The sequence below is a fragment of the Nocardioides sp. P5_E3 genome, from assembly GCF_054049275.1.
The window spans coordinates 194,802-212,899 of record NZ_JBFUMR010000003.1 but is presented as its reverse complement, the minus strand read 5'-3'; the positions used below and the strand labels follow the sequence as shown (position 1 = coordinate 212,899).

The window sequence follows — 18,098 nt, the reverse complement described above, 5'->3', positions numbered from 1 at the left end:
GGCCGGCGGCGACGGCCGCGGCCGCCCCGCCGGACGAGCCGCCGGCGGTGCGGGTGGTGTCCCACGGCGTGACCGCCGGAGGCGCGACGTCGGGCTCGGTGTAGCAGGGCGAGCCGAACTCGGGCGTGCTCGTCTTGCCCAGGCTCGGCATCCCCGCCGCCTCGACGCTCAGGACGAGGTCGTCGGAGGCATCGGGCACGAAGTCGTCGTACGCCGCGGAGCCGAAGGTGGTCCGGACCCCGGCCGTCGGGTGGAGGTCCTTGATGCCCGTCGGGACGCCCCAGAGCGGACCTGCGTCCGCGGGGCGTCCAGCTTCGGTGAGCCGGCGGGCGTGGTCTCGCGCCTGCTCGTGGGTCGGCGTGACGAACGCGCCCACCCGGTCGGCCCGGCCGGCGTAGTGCTCGACCAGCTCGAGCGGCGACACCTCGCCGCGGCGTACGGCGTCGCCCTGCTCGAGCGCGGTCAGGTCGTGGAGCACACCGCCGAACCTACCGATCGTTGCGTTCCCCGGATATCCGGGGAAGTTCCCGCTTGTCGGCCGATGCTTCGGCCGACAAGCGGGAACTTCGGCAGCAGAGTCAGGTCAGGCCGCGACCTCGACCTCGTGCGCGACGAGGGCATCGAGGGCGCCGAGGAAGCGCTGAACGGCCTCCTCGTTGGCCAGCGGGTCGCCCTCGAGGGCGGGCTCGTCGACGACGATGCCCTCGACGACGACGGCCCCGGCGATGGTGGCCGAGTGGCGGGCGTGCTCGTGCGACCACTTGCCGCCGTACGGCGTGGGGGTGGCGCCGATGGCCGCGAAGGGCTTGCCGACGATGGCGCCCTGGCCGTAGGGCCGCGACAGCCAGTCGATGGCGTTGTTGAGCACGGCCGGCATCGTGCCGTTGTACTCCGGCGTCACGGCGAGCACGCGGTCGGCGCTGGCGACGGACTGGCGCAGGGCGGTGGCAGCCGCAGGAGCCGACTCGCCGTCGATCTCCTCGTTGTAGAACGGGACGGCGTCGATGCCCTCGACGACGTCGACGGTGACACCCGCGGGGGCGTGGTCGCGGAGGTGCTCGGCGATCCGGCGGTTGAGCGAGCCGGCGCGATAGGAACCGAGGAGGACAGCGACACGGGTCTGCTTCTGAGTGGTCATGAACGTCGAAACGGACCGCGGTCCGCTTCTATTCCGGTGCGGGCAAACTTTCTTCCGACCTAGGCTGAGGGCGTGACCCACCTCCTGCCGCTGGCCGACGAGCCTGCGCCGGAGCGGGCCGACGCGGCGCGCAACCGCGAGGCGATCCTCGCAGCGGCGCTGCGCCTGGTGGAGACCCGGGGGGTCGGGTGCGTGACGATGGACACGGTCGCGACCGAGGCCGGCGTCGGCAAGGGCACGCTGTTCCGGCGCTTCGAGAGCCGGGAGGGGTTGATGGCCGCGGTCCTCAACGAGTCCGAGACGGTGTGGCAGGGCAGCGTCATCTCGGGCCCGCCTCCCCTGGGCCCGGGCGCACCGCCGATGGAGCGGCTCCTGGCGTTCGGCCACTCGCGGATGCGGGTCAACGTCACCCACGGTGACCTGATCCGGGCCGCCACCGGGATGGACCCGGTCCGCTCCCGGGCTGCCGCCGGGTTCGCCCTCATGCACGTGCGCCACCTGCTCGGCCAGCTCGGGGTGACGGGCGACCTGCACTTCCTGGCGTTCGCCCTGCTCGCCCCGCTGGAGGCGATGGCGCTCCAGCAGCAGCGGGTCGACGGGGTCAGCCTGCCGCAGATCGAGCAGGCCTGGGACGACCTCGTGGCACGCGTGGTCGGCTGACCGCAGGCGCCCGCGGGGTCAGCTGCCCAGCCGCTCCTTCATCGCGGCGATCTCGACCTGCTGGTCGGTGCCGATGTGGCTGGCCAGCTGGAACACCTCGGACTCCTGGCCGCCCTCGCCACCGGTGAGCAGCGTCTCGACCATCACCACCGCGCCCTCGTGGTGGCGGATCATGCCCTGCAGGAACAGCCGGTCGAACCGGTCGCCCTTCGACCGCGCGAGCTGGTCGAGCTGGGCGGGGGTGAGCATGCCGGGCATCTCCTGGTGGTCGCCCGCACCGCCGTGCTCCCCGTGCCCGCCGTGCATGCCCGACACCATCTCGCCGCGCTGGCTGAGCCACTTCTCGAGCAGCGCGATCTCGTCCTGCTGCGACACCTCGATGCGCTCCGCGAGCTGGGCGAGGTCGGGGTCTGCGGCCCGGTCCTCGACGAGGGCGGTCATCTCGAGCGCCTGCTGGTGGTGCGGGATCATCATCTGGACGAACTCGACGTCGGCGTCGGTCCAGGTGGGCTCGTCGATCGCCTCGGCCTCGTCCGGCGAGAGCGTCTTCCCCGCCTCACCGGGGGCGCCGAGCTGGACCACCGGCGCCGCCTCGTCCGCGGGCGGGTCGTCGTCGGACGTGCAGGCCGCCGACCCCAGCGCGACGGCGAGGCCGACGAGGAGAGCCGGCCACCGACGGACCCGACCGGTGCCGCTGTCGCTCCTGCTCCCCATGCGGGTCTCCCACTCGCTCGATGCTTGCTGGTTCGGCTGGCTGGCTCGATCTCGGTGCCGCAACTGGTCGGCCGCGGGTATGGCGGTCCACCCCCCACCCTCGCTACGTTGTCCGACATCGTAGGTCGATCTCGCGGCGGGCATCCCGGGCCCGGGGCTTTGGGGCGACCCGAACGGGAGGGTACCCACATGTCGCGTCATCCCCGTCCGAGCAGGTCCGTGCTACGAGCCGCCGGGGTGATGGCCCTGGCCGCCGCGCTCCTGCCGGCGATGGCCTACGCCGCCGAGGACGACCCGCGTGAGGGTCTCGCGCCGGGCTACCTCCCCTGGTCCGAGGCGAGCAGCAACATCGAGCTGCTCGACAACGATCCGCGCGTGGCGCCCTTCGACGCAGCTCCGGGCAACTTCGGGTTCGTGAACTCCGACCTCGCCTTCACCGGCGACACGGCGGTCGTGGGCAACTTCAACGGCTTCCAGTTCTACGACATCTCCGACCCGTCCGACCCGACCCTGAGCGGCTCCTTCGTGTGCCCCGGCGGCCAGGGTGACGTGTCGGTCTACGGCGACCTGCTCTTCATGTCGGTCGAGGAGACCCGCGGCCGCATCGACTGCGGCAGCCAGGGCGCTGCCGGCTCGGTCAACCCGGAGCGCTTCCGCGGCGTGCGGATCTTCGACATCAGCGACCAGAGCAACCCCGTCCAGCTGCCGGGCGTGCAGACCTGCCGCGGGTCCCACACGCACACGATCGTGAGCGACCCCGACGACCCGGCCAACATCTACATCTACAACTCCGGCACGTCCGGCGTACGCCCCGCGGCCGAGCTGGCGGGCTGCGAGAACGCGAACGCCAACAACCCGGCCCCGGTCACCTCGGGCAACCCGACGCAGTGGCGCATCGACGTGATCAAGGTGCCGCTCGCAGCACCGCAGACCGCGGCCATCGTGAGCCAGCCGCGCATCTTCACCAACCCGGCGACGGGCGCCTACAACGGGCTGCAGAACACGACCCCCGGCACCCTGCACCCGAGCGGTACGGCGTACTCCCCCCTGCCGAACACCAACACCTGCCACGACCTGACCTCGTTCCCGGCGCGTGAGCTGGTCGCCGGCGCGTGCCAGGGCAACGGCATCCTCCTCGACACCTCGGACCCCGTGAACCCGGTGCGCCTCGACACGGTGTCCGACCCGAACTTCTCCTACTGGCACTCCGCGAGCTTCAACAACGACGGCACCAAGGTGATCTTCACCGACGAGTGGGGCGGCGGCACGAGCGCCCGCTGCCGGGCGACCGACAAGCCGGAATGGGGCGCCGACGCGCTCTTCGACCTCGAGGGCGACCAGATGGAGTTCGCCAGCTACTACAAGATGCCCGCCGTGCAGACCACGCAGGAGAACTGCGTGGCCCACAACTCCTCGCTCGTGCCGGTGCCGGGTCGCGACATCCTCGTGCAGGCCTGGTACCAGGGTGGCCTGTCGGTGATCGACTTCAGCGACACCGCGAACCCCGTCGAGATCGCCTACTTCGACCGCGGGCCGATCAACACCCCCAACCCGACCGGTCTCAACCTCGGCGGCCTCTGGTCGACCTACTGGTTCAACGGACAGGTCTACGGCAGCGAGATCGCCCGCGGCTTCGACACCTTCGGGCTGACGACCAGCGACCTGCTGAGCGAGAACGAGCTCGACGCTGCCCGTGAGGTGCAGCTCGACGAGTTCAACGCCCAGCACCAGGAGCAGATCGTCTGGACGCCGAGCTTCAACGTCGCCGGCGCCTACTTCGACCAGGCCGTCCGCTCGGGCGAGCTGACCGGCACGACGCTCGACACCGTCGAGAAGCACCTCGCCAAGGCGGAGAAGCTCGCCGACAACCCCGGCAACGCAGCCAGGGCCCAGCTCGCCAACGCCATCCGGGTGCTCGGCACCTCCGGTGACCAGGGCGAGCTGCGCCAGGCGCTGGTCGAGCTGCGCGACAGCCTCTGAGCAGGGAGGGAGCCGCCACCCGTCCGGTGGCGGCGCCTCCGCTCAGCGGTGGTGTCGTCGCAGGCCGAAGGTCAGCCCGTCGACGAGCGCGCCCCACGACGCCTCGATCACGTTGGCGCCGACCCCGACGGTGACCCACGACGACTCCCCGTCGGTGGTCTCGATGAGCACGCGGGTGATCGCGTCGGTGCCGTGGCCCTGGTCGAGGATGCGCACCTTGTAGTCGATCAGCTCGAACTTCGCGACCTCCGGGAAGGCCTGGCCGATCGCCTCGCGCAGCGCGGCGTCGAGGGCGTTGACCGGACCGTTGCCCTCGCCGGTGACGACGTAGCGCACGCCCTCGGCCCGCAGCTTCACCGTCGCCTCCGAGATGGCCTCGCCGTCGGTGCGGGTCTCGGTGATGACGCGCCACGACTCGACGTCGAAGTACGACGGACGCGCGCCCTCGACCTCCTCGGCGAGCAGCAGCTCGAAGGAGGCGTCCGCGGCCTCGAAGGTGTAGCCGCTCTGCTCCATCGCCTTCACGCGGTCGGTGACGCGGGTGACGAGCTCGCGGTCGTCACTCAGGTCGTAGCCGAGCTCCCGGCCCTTGAGCTCGATCGAGGCGCGCCCGGCCATGTCGGAGACAAGCAGGCGCATGTCGTTGCCGACGACGAGCGGGTCGAGGTGCTGGTAGAGGTCGGGGTCGACCTTGATGGCACTGGCGTGGAGGCCGGCCTTGTGGGCGAACGCCGACGTGCCGACGTACGGCTGGCGCGATGCCGGCGGCACGTTGGTGACCTCGGCCACGGCGTGCGCGATGCGGGTCGCCTCGCGCAGCAGGCCCTGCGGCAGCACGTTCCGGTCCAGCTTGAGCTCGAGGTTGGCGACGACGGTGACGAGGTCGGCGTTGCCGGTGCGCTCGCCGTAGCCGTTGATGCAGCCCTGCACGTGGCTCGCCCCGGCGGCGACGGCGGCCAGCGAGTTGGCCACGGCGCAGCCGCTGTCGTTGTGGGCGTGGATGCCGACGCGGGCGCCGGTCGTCTCGATGACGTCGAGCACGACGTCGGAGACCCAGTCGGGCAGCATGCCGCCGTTGGTGTCGCAGAGGGCGACGACCTCCGCGCCGGCCTCGGCGGCCGTGCGCAGCACCTCGAGGGCGTACGCCCGGTTGGCGCGGTAGCCGTCGAAGAAGTGCTCGGCATCGAGGAAGACCATCTGCCCCTCCTCGCGCAGGTGCGTGACCGTGTCGCGCACCATCGCGAGGTTCTCCTCGAGCGTGGTGCGCAGCGCGAGCTCGACGTGGCGGTCGTGCGACTTCGCGACGAGGGTGACGACGCCGGCGCCGGAGTCGCGGAGGGCACCCACGAGCGGGTCGTCGGCAGCACGTACGCCGGCCCGGCGGGTGGCGCCGAAGGCCGCGAGCCGTGCATGGCGGAGGTCGAGCTCCTCCCGGGCGCGGCGGAAGAACTCGGTGTCCTTGGGGTTGGAGCCCGGCCAGCCGCCCTCGATGTAGCCCACGCCGAGGCCGTCGAGCTGCTTGGCGATGCTCAGCTTGTCGGCGACCGAGAGGTTGAGACCCTCCTGCTGGGCGCCGTCGCGCAGGGTGGTGTCGTAGACGTGGAACGAGCCGTGCAGGTCCATCGGAGGTCTCTCGGTCTCGGAGGTGTGGGGGCAGAAAAAAACCTCCTGGGGTGCAGGAGGTCGGCGCGGCGGGGAGTCCCGTCGCGCTAGGCAATGATGATCGTGCTGGCGGTCACGCCTTCATGGTGCCACCGATCCCCCGCTGGTGAGATCTGCGTCTCGCCATCCGGTCGACACGAACGTGCCCCGGGTGCCGCCCCCCACGAGCAGCACCCGGGGCAGGTTCGTCCCCCCAGATCGTCCCCCCAGATCGTCCCCCCAGATCGTCCCCCAGTACCAGCGGCCGGTCAGCAGTCGTACGCGTCCGCCCCGGCGACGTACGTGGCCACCATCTCCTCCGGGAGTGGCGAGCCGGCCCCGAAGTACTCCAAGCCCCTGCCGTTGGCCCCGTTGGGGTTCATCCGGCCGGTGTCCTTGGGATCGCCGATGGTCATCTTCTCGAAGACCTTGAGCCCGACCGGCAGGCCGGCGTCGCGCAGCGCGGCGTACCCGGCGTCGCGGGCGCCGTCGCAGGCGGCGGTGTAGCCCTCGAAGCCCGCCCCCTCCTCGGCGGAGACGACGAACCAGTTCGGCGAGGCCGGGCCGTCGAGCGAGTACATCGGGACGAAGCAGTGGTGCGCGCTGGCGCTGGCCGCGGTCACGGCGATCGCGGCGGCGGCCCCAGCGGTGACGACGCCGACGCGTCGGACGGTGATGATGCTCATGTGTTCCACCCCTCCTGCTGACCCCCTGCGGGCCAGCACGAGCAGTCCACCGCCTCGCCACGGCGGCCGCCACGGCCAGCGACCCGCACAGTTCTCGTACAGTTCGCCGGCTGCCGAGGCCACGGTCGCGCTAGCCGACCCAGGTCGCCTTGGCGCCACCGTCCTGGGAGGAGTTGACGACCATCTGCCCCTCCTCGAGCGCGACGCGGGTCAGGCCTCCTCGCGGCACGGTGACCTCGTGACCGTCGAAGAACACGAACGGCCGGAGGTCCACGTGGCGCGGCTGTGGGACGCCGTCGACGATCGTCGGTTGGGTGGACAGCGAGACGACGTCCTGGACGATCCAGCGCGTCGGCTCGTCGCGCATCGCCTGCCGGGTGGCGGCCAGCTGGTCCGCGGACGCCGTCGGCCCGATGACGACGCCCTCGCCGCCGGCCCCGTCGCGGGGCTTCGCGACCAGATCGGGCAGCCGGTCCAGTGCCTCCTGCAGCCGGTCGGCGTCCGTGAGGTCGTAGGTCGCCACGGAGCGGACCCGCGGCTCCTCGTGCAGGTAGTAGCGGACCATGTCGTCGACGTGCGCGTAGACGGACTTGTCGTCGGCGACACCGGTGCCGTAGCAGTTCACCATGCCCACCCGACCGGCACGCCAGGGCTCGAGCAGCAGGCCCGCCACGTCGACGCCGGGGTCGCGCGGCGCGAGGCCGTCCTGCTCGGTGCGGCGGTAGGCGGCACGCACGGGCGTCCCGTCGGCCAGTCGCAGCCCGTCCCCGTCGCGCCGGAGGCCGTCGGGCTCGACGAGCTCCAGCCCGGCCTCGGCGGCGAGGCGCCGGTGCTCGTAGTAGGCCGAGTTCTCCTCGCCGTCGGTGAGCAGCACGAGCGCGCCCTCCCCCTCGGGGTTCGTCGCCTCGAGGCAGCGGCGCAGCGCCGAGGCGCACTCGTCGAGGCCGGACGACGGCTCGACGCCCAGCACCTCCGACACGGCCTCGGACACGGCCATGGCGTACGCCATCCCCGACGGCGTGCGGAGGTTGTCCTCCAGCACCAGCAGCGTGCCGTCCTCGTCGCGGACGACGTCGAAGCCGGCGACCGAGATCCAGGCGCCCGCCACCGGGGCACTACCGGTGAGGTCCTGCTCGAGGTAGGGCGTCGCGTCCAGGACGTGGGCCGGCACGACGCCGTCGGAGACACACCGACGCTCGGCGTAGACGTCCGCGACGAAGGCGTCGAGCGCGCGGATGCGCTGTGCCAGGCCGTCGGCGAGGAGCTCCCACTCCCCCGGGTCGAGCAGGCGCGGGACGGGGTCGGCGCGGAAGGCGTGGCCGCCCGCTCCACCGAAGCGCACGCCCCGCTCCTCCAGCACGGCGTTGACGCGGCGGCTCAGGTCGTCGCGCTCCGCCGCGGACGACGGTCGCTGGGTGGGGTCGGTCGGGTGGGTCGGGTCAGCAGGCTGGTGCATCCGACCTGTCTACCAAGGGTGTGACCGGACCGTCCCCCCGTAGGGAGGTGCCTGCGGGGGGACGTCCGGTCTTCCGGTCGGTCAGCCGATCTCGCGGTACGCCGTCCACGCCGCCTGCATGCGGGCCGCCTGGCCCGCGGTGAACTGCGTCATGCAGGAGTCGTAGGTGTAGTCCATGAAGTTCGTGATCGGGTCCACTCCCCCACCCGCGCACGTGTCGCGCCCGACCGGGCACTGGAACGCCGGCGAGGCCTCGGGCGCGGTGTCGGCGACGTAGTCCCCCGGCTCGGAGCACCCGCCCTGGAACGTGTGGTAGAGCTCGAGCCAGTGCCCGATCTCGTGCGTCGCCGTGTCGCCCTCGCCGTAGGTGCTGTACGCGCGGCTGTCGCCGGTGTCGTCGGGCACGGTCGGGAGGCTCCGGTAGTCGACGACCACGCCGTCGCGGTACTGCGGGAGCGGGTTGCCGGCCGTCGCCGCGGCGTCGAAGTCGGAGGGGAAGTAGGCCCAGCCGAGGAGCGACTGGCCGAGGGAGGCCGAGTAGATGTTGAGCGTCTCCGACGTGCTGTCGCCGTAGAGCGCCTTCTTCATCGCCACCTCCTTGCCGCCGCCGCGGTAGAAGCGCGGGTCGCCGCCGTTGGAGGAGATGAGGTTGAACCACTGGGGCTCGTAGGTGCGGGTGACCTGCTCGAGCACGAAGGAGAAGCCGTGCGGGGCGTAGGCCGCGTTGAGCACCCGGATCTGCTCGGCGATGCGGGCGTCGGAGACGTCGCCGCCCTCCTGGCCGCGGTCCTTGGCGATCACGTGGAAGCGGACCGGGACGGTCACGGGGGCGAAGGCCGCCGCCGTCGTGCCGGAGCCCGGCTTGCCCCTCGCGGACGTGCGAGCCGCCCTGGCAGCCTTCAACGCCCCGGCCAGCGGGTCCTGGTGAACGACCTGCAGGTCGTCGCGCGGGATCGTGCCGGCCGGCGCCGCGGTGACGTCGCCGTAGTCGATGCAGTCGGTGGGCTTGTCCTTCGCCGGCGCCCCGGAGGACGGCGTCGACATGCCCATCCCGAGGGCGAGTGCGGTCACTGCGACGCCGATGCGTCGTACGGCAAGGGTGCTGCGAAGGTGCATGGGGGGTCCCCTCACGTGAGTCGGTGGAGGGAACGTAAGCCCGCCGGGCACACCGGGAGAAGACCCACCTTCGGGTGGAGCAGGCCGTCCTGACGACGCGAGAGCCCCCGACCCGGGGGGTCGGGGGCTCTCGTGGGTCGTCGCTACGGTCGGTCGGGCTCCTCGTCCACGACCTCACCGTCGAGGAGCAGCGGGTCCGCGGGCTCGGGGTCGTCGACCACGTGCACGGCCGCCTCCTCGGCGCCGGCCGCGGCGCCGTCGATGCCCACGTCCTCGGCGACGAGGTCCTTCTCGGTGTCGGTCCGGACACCTTCGTCCGCGGCGACCAGGCGTCCCGCCCGCTCGCCCTCGGCCTCCTCGACGTCGGCCTGCACGGCCTCGCCCTCGCTCGAGTCCTCGGCCACCATCGCGGCGAGGTCACCGCGCGCGGCCTCCTCGTCGGCGACCTCGTACGGGTCGGGCTCGGCAACCTCCTGCTCGACCCGCTGGTCGAGCGACTCGCCCTGGATCTCCTCGAGCGGGGTGTTGCCGTAGCCCTGCGCCGCCGACCACTTCTCCGGCGGCGAGTAGCCCTCGTCCAACGGCTCAGCGAGGCCGCGGTCGTCGACGAGGCTGTCGCCGTCGCCCTGGGGCTGGTCCTCGTCGTCGACGCTGTAGCCGTGGTAGCTCTCGTTGTCGGGCTGGTCGGAGCTCATCGGTCCTCCTGCTGTCGGGTGCGTGGACCCGGTAGGTACCCCGGTCGGGCCTGCCTGAACGGCGAGGTCCGTCACAACCAGCCGGGAAGCCGTACGTCGGAGAACGGGGCCGAGTCGTCGGGCGCCCAGCTGGTGCCCTGCGCGGACGCCGCCGCGCCGAGGCCTGACCCCGCGGCCGCGACGAGCAGCGTGACGAGCAGCCATGGCACGCCGCGGCGGGCGAGCGGGTCGACGACGCGGTGGACGGGCGAGCGGAGCCGCTCGGAGCCCGGGCCCCACCAGGTCGACAGGGCGAACATCGCCCCGATCACGGCGAGCGACGTGGTCAGCGACAGCGAGCCCGCGAAGCAGAGCAGCGCGACGCCGCAGGCGATACCCGCGCTCCACAGGAAGAGCACCAGCGAGCCGCCGAGGCCGGCCACGGCGTGCCACGGGGCGGCGAGCAGCACCTGGATGCCGTCGTACCACCTGGCTCCGCGACGGTCGCGCCGGTTGCCCGCGGACGACGCGGCCAGCGAGCCGCTGCGGAGCAGCCAGACGAGGACGACGAGGACGGCGATCGAGACATAGGGGGCGTACGTGATGGCGCCCGCGACGACGCCGCCCACGGCGAGCAGGGTGAGCGTGCGGCGCAACCGCTCGCCGGCCGGCACGTGCGGCCGGGCGGGCGGGCCGTAGTCGCCGACGTACTCGGTGGAGCCGTCCGGCAGCACGCGGGTCTGCCGGTGCGGCTGCGTGCCGGCGTCGCCCCACCCGACGGTCGCGTCGTGGTCGCGCCAGGCGTCGGTGCGGTCGTCGAGCTGGTCGTCGGTGGGGTCGTCGTCGTGCCAGGCACGGTCGCCGTGTCGGTCGTCGTCGCCCGGTCGGTCCCAGTCGTGGGACCAGTGCACCGGCTCACCGACCGGCTGGGGGTACGCCGGCGCGACGGTCGGCGCGAACGGCTCCGCCGTGGCCGTGCCGACGCGGGTCGGCGCCTCGAGGTCCTGACGGATGCCGGCGACGTAGGGCAGCGTGACGGGGGCGGCCGCGCGCTCCTCGCGCTCGTCGGGCTCGGGCGAGCCGAGGTGCTCGAGCCAGTCGCGGACCTCCTCGAGCGTGGGCCGGTCGGCGGGCTCCGGGGCGAGCGCCTCCTCGACCAGCTCGAGGACGTCGGGGTCCAGGCCGGCGAGGTCGTGCTCGCCGCGTCGCACGCGGTCCATGACCGCCACCGACGGCCCGCGGCCGAACGGCGCGCGACCGGTGCCGGCGTACGCCACCGTGGCCGCCCATGCGTGCACGTCGGAGGCGATCGTGGCGTCGTCGCCGTAGAGGATCTCGGGGGCGAGGTACCCCGGCGTGCCGAGCAGCCAGCCGGTCATGGTGATGCGCGAGTCCTCGGCGACGCGGGCCAGGCCGAAGTCGATCAGGATCGGCGTACGCCCCTCCATGATGACGTTGGACGGCTTGATGTCCCGGTGGAGCACGCCGACCGAGTGGACCGCCTCGAGCGCCTCGGCGAGGCAGTCGGCGAACCACAGCAGGTCGTCGCCCTCGAGCGCTCCCTCCTCCTGCACGTGGTCGTGGAGCGAGAGGCCGGGCACGTAGCGGGTGGCGACGAAGGGGATCTCGCCGAACGGGTCGGCGTCGACGATCTCGGCGATGCGACGGCTGCGGACGCGGCTCAGGGAGCTGACCTCGCGCGCCAGCCGGCGCCGGGCCTCGTCGTCGCCGACGACGTCCGGGCGCAGGACCTTGATCGCCACCGGGCGCTCCCCCGGCTTCTGCCCGAGGTGCACCACGCCCATGCCGCCCTCGCCGAGGCGGGCACGCAGGGCGTAGCCGCCGACGGTCAGCCCGGGCGGCGGCGCCTTCGGGGACGTCGTCACGGCACGAGGATACGGCTGGAGCCGGTCGTTCCCCCGATCCCGGACGACGCGCCGCGCGCCGCTGTCGGAGGCGTCGGCGACGATGGAGCGGTGGACGAGGTACGACGGCGCCTGACGCTCGAGCGCGAGCAGGCGCTCGCGCGGCTGGCCAGCCTGACCGGCGACCACGAGGCGATGGTGGCCGCCTCCCTCGACACCAACGCCGACGACGAGCACGACCCCGAGGGCACGACCATCGCCTTCGAGCGCTCCCAGATCGGCTCGCTCGTGCGCCAGGTGCAGCACCACGTCGCCGAGGTGGATGCGGCCCTCGACCGGGCCGGGGCCGGCACCTACGGCGTCTGCGAGGTCTGCGGCCGCGACATCGGCGAACCCCGCCTCGAGGCCCTCCCCGCCGCCCGCACGTGCATCAGGTGCGCCTCCCGGCGGGCGTAGGGGCCGTCGCCTCGGCCCCATCCGACCGGGTCGCCCGAGGTGGCGACACATCGCATCGCGGGCCACCCGATCCGTGCCATCTGCCGCCACCTCGGTCTGGCCGTCGCCCGAGGTGGCGGCACATCGCATCGCGGGCCACCCGATCCGTGCCATCTGCCGCCACCCACGCCGGCGGTGCGACGCACTCGGTCATCCGGCCGATCCGATCGGCCACCTCTGGGCACTAGCGTGCACCCGTGCTCGCGCAGATCCGTTCCGTCGCGCTGTCCGTCTGGCGCCTTCCCGCGCCCCCGGACGCGCGACCTGCCGGACGCCTCGACCACGCGTTCGTGGGGGTCGTCGCCGTGCTCGCGGTCATCGAGGTCGCCGTGCTGCGACCGGACCTGCCGTTGCGCTGGCTGTCCCTGGCGGGCTTCCTGGTCTGGCTGCCGACCCTGCTCGTCCGACGGACCAGACCGATGCTCACCGTGATGGTCTTCGGAGCGGTGATCCTCGCCCTCCTGGTGGTCTCGAGGGTGACCGACGGAGCTCCACCGGGTGACCTCAACACCGCCATCGTGGCGCTCCTCATCCCCTACTCCCTGGCGCGCTGGGCCCGCGGGGAGGACGCCGTCATGGGCCTCCTCCTCTTCCTCCTCATCGCGGGCGGCTCGCTGGTCTCGCAGGACCTGCCCGCCGCGGACCGGATCGGCGGCACCGCGGTGATCGTGGCGGCGGTCGCGCTGGGTGCGACGGTCCGCGCCCGGTCGATGCTGCACACGCGGCAGCTCGACGACGTACGCCGTGGGGAGCGGGAGCGCCTCGCCCGCGACCTGCACGACACGGTCGCCCACCACCTGACGGCCATCGCGATCAGCGCGCAGGCGGGTCTCGCGGTCGCCGGGCGTGACCCGGTGGCCGCGACGGACGCGCTGCGCCGCATCGACGAGGAGGCGACGCGCACGCTGGCAGAGACCCGCAAGGTGCTGCGCCTGCTCCGCACCGACGAGGGGGCGCCCGACCGGCCGCTGGCGGACCTCCGCGGCCTGGCGAGCGGCGGGCCCGGGCCCGGGCCCGTGGTGACGGTCGCGGTCGACGACGACCTCGAGGACCTGTCCCCGACCGTCGCGGCCGCGCTGCAGCGCATCGCGCAGGAGGCGGTCGCCAACTCCCGCCGACACGCCCGCGACGCCACCTTCGTGCAGGTGCGGGTCACCCGTGAGGAGGACGGCGTGCAGCTCGTCGTGACCGACGACGGGCGGGGCTCGACGGGAAGCGGGGACGGCTTCGGCATCGTCGGCATGACCGAACGGGCGGTGCTGCTCGGCGGTCGCCTCGAGGCCGGGTCGCTCGCTCCCCTCGTGGGGTGGCGGGTCACTGCGACACTGCCCCTCGAGGAGGCACGATGACACTGCGCGTGCTGGTCGCCGACGACCAGGAGATCGTCCGCACCGGGCTCGCCATGATCCTGGGCGCGCAGGACGGCATCGAGGTGGTCGCGACGGCCGTCGACGGGCAGGACGCCGTCGAGCAGGCGCGGGACCTGCGACCCGACGTGTGCCTCCTCGACATCCGCATGCCCCGGCTCAACGGCATCGAGGCGACCCGCGCGCTCGCCGGGCCCGACGTCGCGGACCCGATGGCGGTCGTCGTGGTGACCACGTTCGACCTCGACGAGTATGTCTACGGCGCGCTGCTGGCCGGCGCCAGGGGCTTCCTGCTCAAGGACTGCGGTCCCGAGCTGCTCACCCACGCCGTGCGCGCGGCTGCCCACGGCGGGTCCCTGATCGCGCCGACGGTCACCACCCGTCTTCTGAAGAGGTTCGCGGCCAGGGACACGCCGCCCCAGCCGACCTCACCGCTGACCGAGCGCGAGGAGCAGGTGCTGGTCGCGGTGGCCCGCGGGCTGACCAACCACGAGGTCGCCGCCGAGCTCTACATCTCGCTCAGCACGGTGAAGACGCACCTCGGCTCCCTCATGGGCAAGCTCGGCGTCCGCAACCGGGTCGAGCTCGCGCTCTGGGCCTATCAGACCCGCCGGCTCGACTGACGCGCCTGCGAGCGCCGCACCAGCCACTCCGCCACGGCGAGGTTCAGCACCCACGCGAACCCCATCCCGGCGGCCTTGAGGCCACCGCCGGGCTGGTCGACGAAGAGCACCATCGGGCCGAGCACGAGCGCCTGCGTGCCGGCGCCCTGCGCGACGGCGTACGACCTCGCCATCCACCGCTGGTGCGTGCGCACGTCCCGGGCGCGGATCGCGGCGACGCCCAGCACCAGCCCCACCGCCATCAGCGTGCCGAAGACCAGCCGGAGCCACATCAGGGCGGTGTTGTCGTACGCCGGCAGGTGGCCGGACACCGCCATCACCAGCCCGCTCACCGCTGCCGCGAGGCCGGCCGGGACGAGCACGCGACCGCTCCACCGGTGCCAGCGCGGCCGGCGACGGCGGAAGGAGGGCATGAACTGGAAGGCCCCCAGCACGCAGTACGTCGTCGCCCCGAGGATGTGCACCACGACGGGGACGGGGAGGTCGAAGAAGCGCGCGTTCTCGGCCGTCCGACCCGACGACAGGTCGACCAGGCGCGCGGCACCGGCAGCCACTGGCACGAAAGTCAGGGCCAGCAGGCTCGCGGGGATCCACCACTCGCGGCGGGGACGGGGCGGGGCGTCGGGTCGGCCCGGTCGGGAGACGGTCGTGCTCATGACGACGAGCCTCGCGGCGCGGGGCGTACGACGCATCGGCCCGCAGGCCGCAGCGGGTCAGCCGATCGGCCGAGGCGCCGCCTGCGACGACTCGAGTGCCTTGATCAGGGTCAGGGCGTCGTGGGGACCGATGTGGCGGGTCTCGCCGATGAAGAAGGTCGGGGTGCCCCGCACCCCGCTCTCCTCGGCCGACGCCACGTCGTGGGCGACGTGGCGCGCCAGGTCGTCGTCGTCGAGGTCGCGCACGAACTCCTCCACGTCGAGGTCGAGCCCGGCGGCGTAGCCGACGAGGTCCTCCAGCTCGAGCTCGTCCTGGTGGGCGAAGAGCACGTCGTGCATGTCCCAGTAGCGACCCTGCCGTGCCGCCGCCTCAGCGCCCAGCGCGGCCAGCTCGGCGTGCGGGTGGACCGGCAGGGGCAGGTGGCGGGTGACGTAGCGAAGCCGGTCGCCGAAGTGCGCGCGCAGCTCCTTGCCGACCCCGCTCACGCGGGCACAGAAGGGGCACTCGAAGTCGAGGTACTCGACCAACGTCAGCGGCGCGTCGACCGGTCCGGTGATGTGGTCGCGCGCCGGGTCGACCGGTCGGCTGAGGAGCGTCGGGAGGGCCGCGTCACGCTGGCCGAGGAAGCGGGCGGCGAAGCGGAAGGCGAGCCAGCCGGCGAGGCTCGCGAGTGCGGCGGCCACCAGGACGCCCACGCGCGCCTCGTCCTGCAGCCGCGACGACTCGAAGGCGAGGCTGATGATGAGCAACGACACCGTGAAGCCGATGCCGGAGAGCGCACCGCCGGCCAGGGTGTGGCCCAGGCCGACGCCCTGTGGCAGCCGCCCCCAGCCGAGGCGCACGCTCGCCCACGCGCCGGCGAAGATGCCGAGCGCCTTGCCGACGACGAGGCCGAGCACGATGCCCCACATCAGCCGCGACCCCAACGCGTCGCCGAGCACGCCGTCGCGCAGGTCCACGCCGGCGTTGGCCAGCGCGAAGACGGGTACGACGACGTGGCTGGTCGGTGAGTGCAGCGCCTCCTGCAGGCGCTCGTTGACGGAGATGGCCCGGGTCAGCGACCGGCGCGCAGCCCGCTGCACGCCCGGCATCGGCGACTGCCGGAACGCGCGGAAGCTGCGCGCCGCGTCCTCGACGTCGGACCGCCGCGGGTCGAGGGCGGGGACCAGCAGGCCGCTCAGCATGCCGGCGATCGAGGCGTGCACGCCGGACTCCAGGGTGGCGAACCACAGAACCAGCACGACCAGCACGTAGGGCGCCGCCTGCCAGACGCCCGCGCGGTCGAGACCGACCAGCACGAGCAGGCAGAGGGCTGCGACGGCCAGGGCCCCGAGGGACAGCTCGTCGGAGTAGACGACGCCGATCACGCTGACGGCGACGATGTCGTCGATGACGGTGAGCGTCAGCAGGAAGATCCGCAGCTGGGTGGAGACCGCCGGGCCGACCAGCGCCATCACGCCGAGCAGGAACGCGGTGTCGGTGCCGATGACCGCGCCCCACCCGGCCGCCGCCTCGCCGGACGGGTTGAGCGCCAGGAAGATCGCCGCCGGCACGAGCATGCCCATGACGCCAGCGACCAGCGGCACCACCACGCGGCTGCGGTCGACGAGCTCGCCGATGGCGAACTCCTTGCGGACCTCGAGGCCGATGACGAAGAAGAACACGACCATCAGGCCGTCGTTGATCCAGTGGTGCAGGTCCATCGTCAGGCCGCCGTCACCGAACCTGATCGACAGCTCGGTGTGCCACAGGTCGACGTAGGACTGCGACCACGGCGAGTTGGCCCACACCAGCGCGATCAGCGCCGCCATGACGAGCATGCCGGCGGAGCCGGACTCGGTGCGGATGAAGTCGCGCAGCGAGCGCGAGCTCTGCGCCTCGAACGCCTCGGACCCCCGGCAGGAGGACTGGTCCGGGTCAGCCTGGTCCGTGCTCACACGACGCGGTGCATCCAGCCGAAGGTGTCCTCCGCGCGGCCGAACTGCATGCCGACGAGCGCCTCACGGATCTGCATGGTCAGCTCGGTGCTGGACGGCGCGGGCGTGACGCCCTGGGGCGAGCGGAGCTCGCCGACGGGGGTGACGACCGCGGCGGTGCCGCACGCGAAGACCTCGGTGATCTCACCGGAGGCGACGCCGTCGCGCCACTCGTCGATGGAGACCTTGCGCTCCTCGACGGCGTGGCCGAGCTTGCCGGCGAGCTCGATGATCGAGGCGCGGGTGATGCCCTCGAGGATGGTGCCGGTCTCGGGGGTGACGACGCGGCCGTCGGCGTGGACGAAGAAGAGGTTCATCCCGCCGAGCTCCTCGATGTAGCGGAACTCCTGGTCGTCGAGGAACACGACCTGGTCGCAGCCCTTCTCGATCGCCTCGCGCTGGGCGGCGAGGGACGCGGCGTAGTTGCCGCCTGTCTTGGCCGCGCCCATGCCGCCGCGACCGGCGCGGGTGAAGGTCTCCGACAGCCAGAGGTTGACCGGCTTGATGCCGCCCTTGAAGTAGGCGCCGGCCGGCGACGCGATCACCATGAAGGTGACGTGCTGGGACGGCCGAACGCCGAGGAACGTCTCGGAGGCGAACATGAAAGGGCGCAGGTAGAGCGACTTCTCGCCGACGCCGGAGTTGTCCGGAACCCACCGCTGGTCGACCTCGACCAGCGCGTCTACGTAGGCGACGAAGTCCTCGACCGGCAGCTCAGGGAAGGCCAGCCGCTGCGACGAGCGCACCATGCGGGCGGCGTTCTGCTCGGGACGGAAGGTCCACACCGACCCGTCGTCGTGCCGGTAGGCCTTCATCCCCTCGAAGGTCTCCTGCGCGTAGTGCAGCACCGCCGTCGCCGGGTCGAGCGTCAACGGTCCGTAGGGCTGGATCCGGGCGTCGTGCCACCCCGCGTCGGGCGTCCACTCGACCAGCAGCATGTGGTCGGTGAAGTGCTGCCCGAACCCGGGGTTCGCGTGGATCTCCTCGAGCCGGGCGAGGTCGACGGGCGTGGGGTTGGCGGTGGTGCTGATCTGCATGGGGTCAACCTAT

At 72.7% G+C, this 18,098-nt stretch carries 17 protein-coding genes; 5 read left to right on the top strand and 12 right to left on the bottom strand.

The features are described from left to right. Positions 1-478 (bottom strand): amidase family protein (locus ACXJKB_RS02985; RefSeq protein ID WP_457185263.1); only part of this gene is annotated, 478 nt, incomplete at its 3' end. Positions 479-583: 105 nt separating this feature from the next. After that, on the bottom strand, positions 584-1,138 hold the full coding sequence (locus ACXJKB_RS02980; RefSeq protein WP_300045966.1) for an NAD(P)H-dependent oxidoreductase: 555 nt from the start codon (positions 1,136-1,138) through the stop codon (positions 584-586). A 72-nt stretch (positions 1,139-1,210) separates the two neighbouring features. Here ACXJKB_RS02980 and ACXJKB_RS02975 point away from each other — a divergent pair, with 72 nt between their 5' ends. Next, on the top strand, positions 1,211-1,798 hold the full coding sequence (locus ACXJKB_RS02975; RefSeq protein WP_457185261.1) for a TetR/AcrR family transcriptional regulator: 588 nt from the start codon (positions 1,211-1,213) through the stop codon (positions 1,796-1,798). A gap of 18 nt (positions 1,799-1,816) precedes the next feature. Here the strand turns inward: ACXJKB_RS02975 and ACXJKB_RS02970 are convergent, their stop codons facing one another. Then, complete coding sequence (locus ACXJKB_RS02970) at positions 1,817-2,512, bottom strand: DUF305 domain-containing protein (protein ID WP_457185259.1); 696 nt, start codon at positions 2,510-2,512, stop codon at positions 1,817-1,819. A gap of 189 nt (positions 2,513-2,701) precedes the next feature. Here ACXJKB_RS02970 and ACXJKB_RS02965 point away from each other — a divergent pair, with 189 nt between their 5' ends. Beyond that, entirely contained in the window at positions 2,702-4,492 is a 1,791-nt protein-coding gene (locus tag ACXJKB_RS02965) for an LVIVD repeat-containing protein (RefSeq protein WP_457185257.1), read from the top strand. A 42-nt stretch (positions 4,493-4,534) separates the two neighbouring features. On the opposite strand, the gene cimA is transcribed toward ACXJKB_RS02965, so the two are convergent. The 6 genes from cimA to ACXJKB_RS02935 form a co-directional block, all read right to left on the bottom strand. Further along, a complete protein-coding gene (gene cimA, locus ACXJKB_RS02960) occupies positions 4,535-6,115 on the bottom strand; it encodes a citramalate synthase (protein WP_457185255.1) in 1,581 nt (526 codons plus the stop codon). Between the two features lie 287 nt (positions 6,116-6,402). Continuing rightward, positions 6,403-6,819, bottom strand: coding sequence for a hypothetical protein (locus ACXJKB_RS02955; protein ID WP_457185253.1), 417 nt, complete (start codon positions 6,817-6,819; stop codon positions 6,403-6,405). A 130-nt stretch (positions 6,820-6,949) separates the two neighbouring features. Further along, the gene (locus tag ACXJKB_RS02950; protein ID WP_457185251.1) at positions 6,950-8,275 is read right to left on the bottom strand and encodes a circularly permuted type 2 ATP-grasp protein; all 1,326 of its coding nucleotides are present in this window, start codon (positions 8,273-8,275) and stop codon (positions 6,950-6,952) included. Positions 8,276-8,356: 81 nt separating this feature from the next. Next, entirely contained in the window at positions 8,357-9,391 is a 1,035-nt protein-coding gene (locus tag ACXJKB_RS02945) for a zinc metalloprotease (RefSeq protein ID WP_457185249.1), read from the bottom strand. 143 nt (positions 9,392-9,534) lie between these two features. Next, on the bottom strand, positions 9,535-10,086 hold the full coding sequence (locus ACXJKB_RS02940; RefSeq protein WP_457185247.1) for a DUF5709 domain-containing protein: 552 nt from the start codon (positions 10,084-10,086) through the stop codon (positions 9,535-9,537). Positions 10,087-10,157: 71 nt separating this feature from the next. Further along, positions 10,158-11,951, bottom strand: a complete 1,794-nt coding sequence (locus ACXJKB_RS02935; protein ID WP_457185245.1) for a serine/threonine protein kinase — start codon at positions 11,949-11,951, stop codon at positions 10,158-10,160. Between the two features lie 90 nt (positions 11,952-12,041). Between ACXJKB_RS02935 and ACXJKB_RS02930 the strand changes: the two genes are divergently transcribed. From ACXJKB_RS02930 to ACXJKB_RS02920, 3 genes are all read left to right on the top strand, one after another. Continuing rightward, positions 12,042-12,386 (top strand): TraR/DksA family transcriptional regulator, encoded by a 345-nt coding sequence (locus ACXJKB_RS02930; RefSeq protein ID WP_457185243.1) that lies wholly within the window; start codon positions 12,042-12,044, stop codon positions 12,384-12,386. A gap of 236 nt (positions 12,387-12,622) precedes the next feature. Continuing rightward, on the top strand, positions 12,623-13,774 hold the full coding sequence (locus ACXJKB_RS02925) for a sensor histidine kinase (protein WP_457185241.1): 1,152 nt from the start codon (positions 12,623-12,625) through the stop codon (positions 13,772-13,774). Beyond that, complete coding sequence (locus tag ACXJKB_RS02920) at positions 13,771-14,415, top strand: response regulator (RefSeq protein ID WP_457185239.1); 645 nt, start codon at positions 13,771-13,773, stop codon at positions 14,413-14,415. The genes ACXJKB_RS02925 and ACXJKB_RS02920 overlap by 4 nt, the downstream gene beginning before the upstream one ends. Here the strand turns inward: ACXJKB_RS02920 and ACXJKB_RS02915 are convergent. The 3 genes from ACXJKB_RS02915 to ACXJKB_RS02905 are packed head-to-tail and all read right to left on the bottom strand — an operon-like array spanning position 14,394 to position 18,085. Further along, positions 14,394-15,071 (bottom strand): DUF2306 domain-containing protein, encoded by a 678-nt coding sequence (locus ACXJKB_RS02915; protein ID WP_457185237.1) that lies wholly within the window; start codon positions 15,069-15,071, stop codon positions 14,394-14,396. The two genes, ACXJKB_RS02920 and ACXJKB_RS02915, sit on opposite strands and share 22 nt — an antisense overlap. A gap of 57 nt (positions 15,072-15,128) precedes the next feature. Continuing rightward, positions 15,129-17,009 (bottom strand): Na+/H+ antiporter NhaA, encoded by a 1,881-nt coding sequence (gene nhaA, locus ACXJKB_RS02910; RefSeq protein ID WP_457185235.1) that lies wholly within the window; start codon positions 17,007-17,009, stop codon positions 15,129-15,131. After that, positions 17,006-18,085, bottom strand: a complete 1,080-nt coding sequence (locus tag ACXJKB_RS02905; protein ID WP_457185233.1) for a branched-chain amino acid aminotransferase — start codon at positions 18,083-18,085, stop codon at positions 17,006-17,008. The genes nhaA and ACXJKB_RS02905 overlap by 4 nt, the downstream gene beginning before the upstream one ends. Between the last annotated feature and the right edge of the window lie 13 nt (positions 18,086-18,098).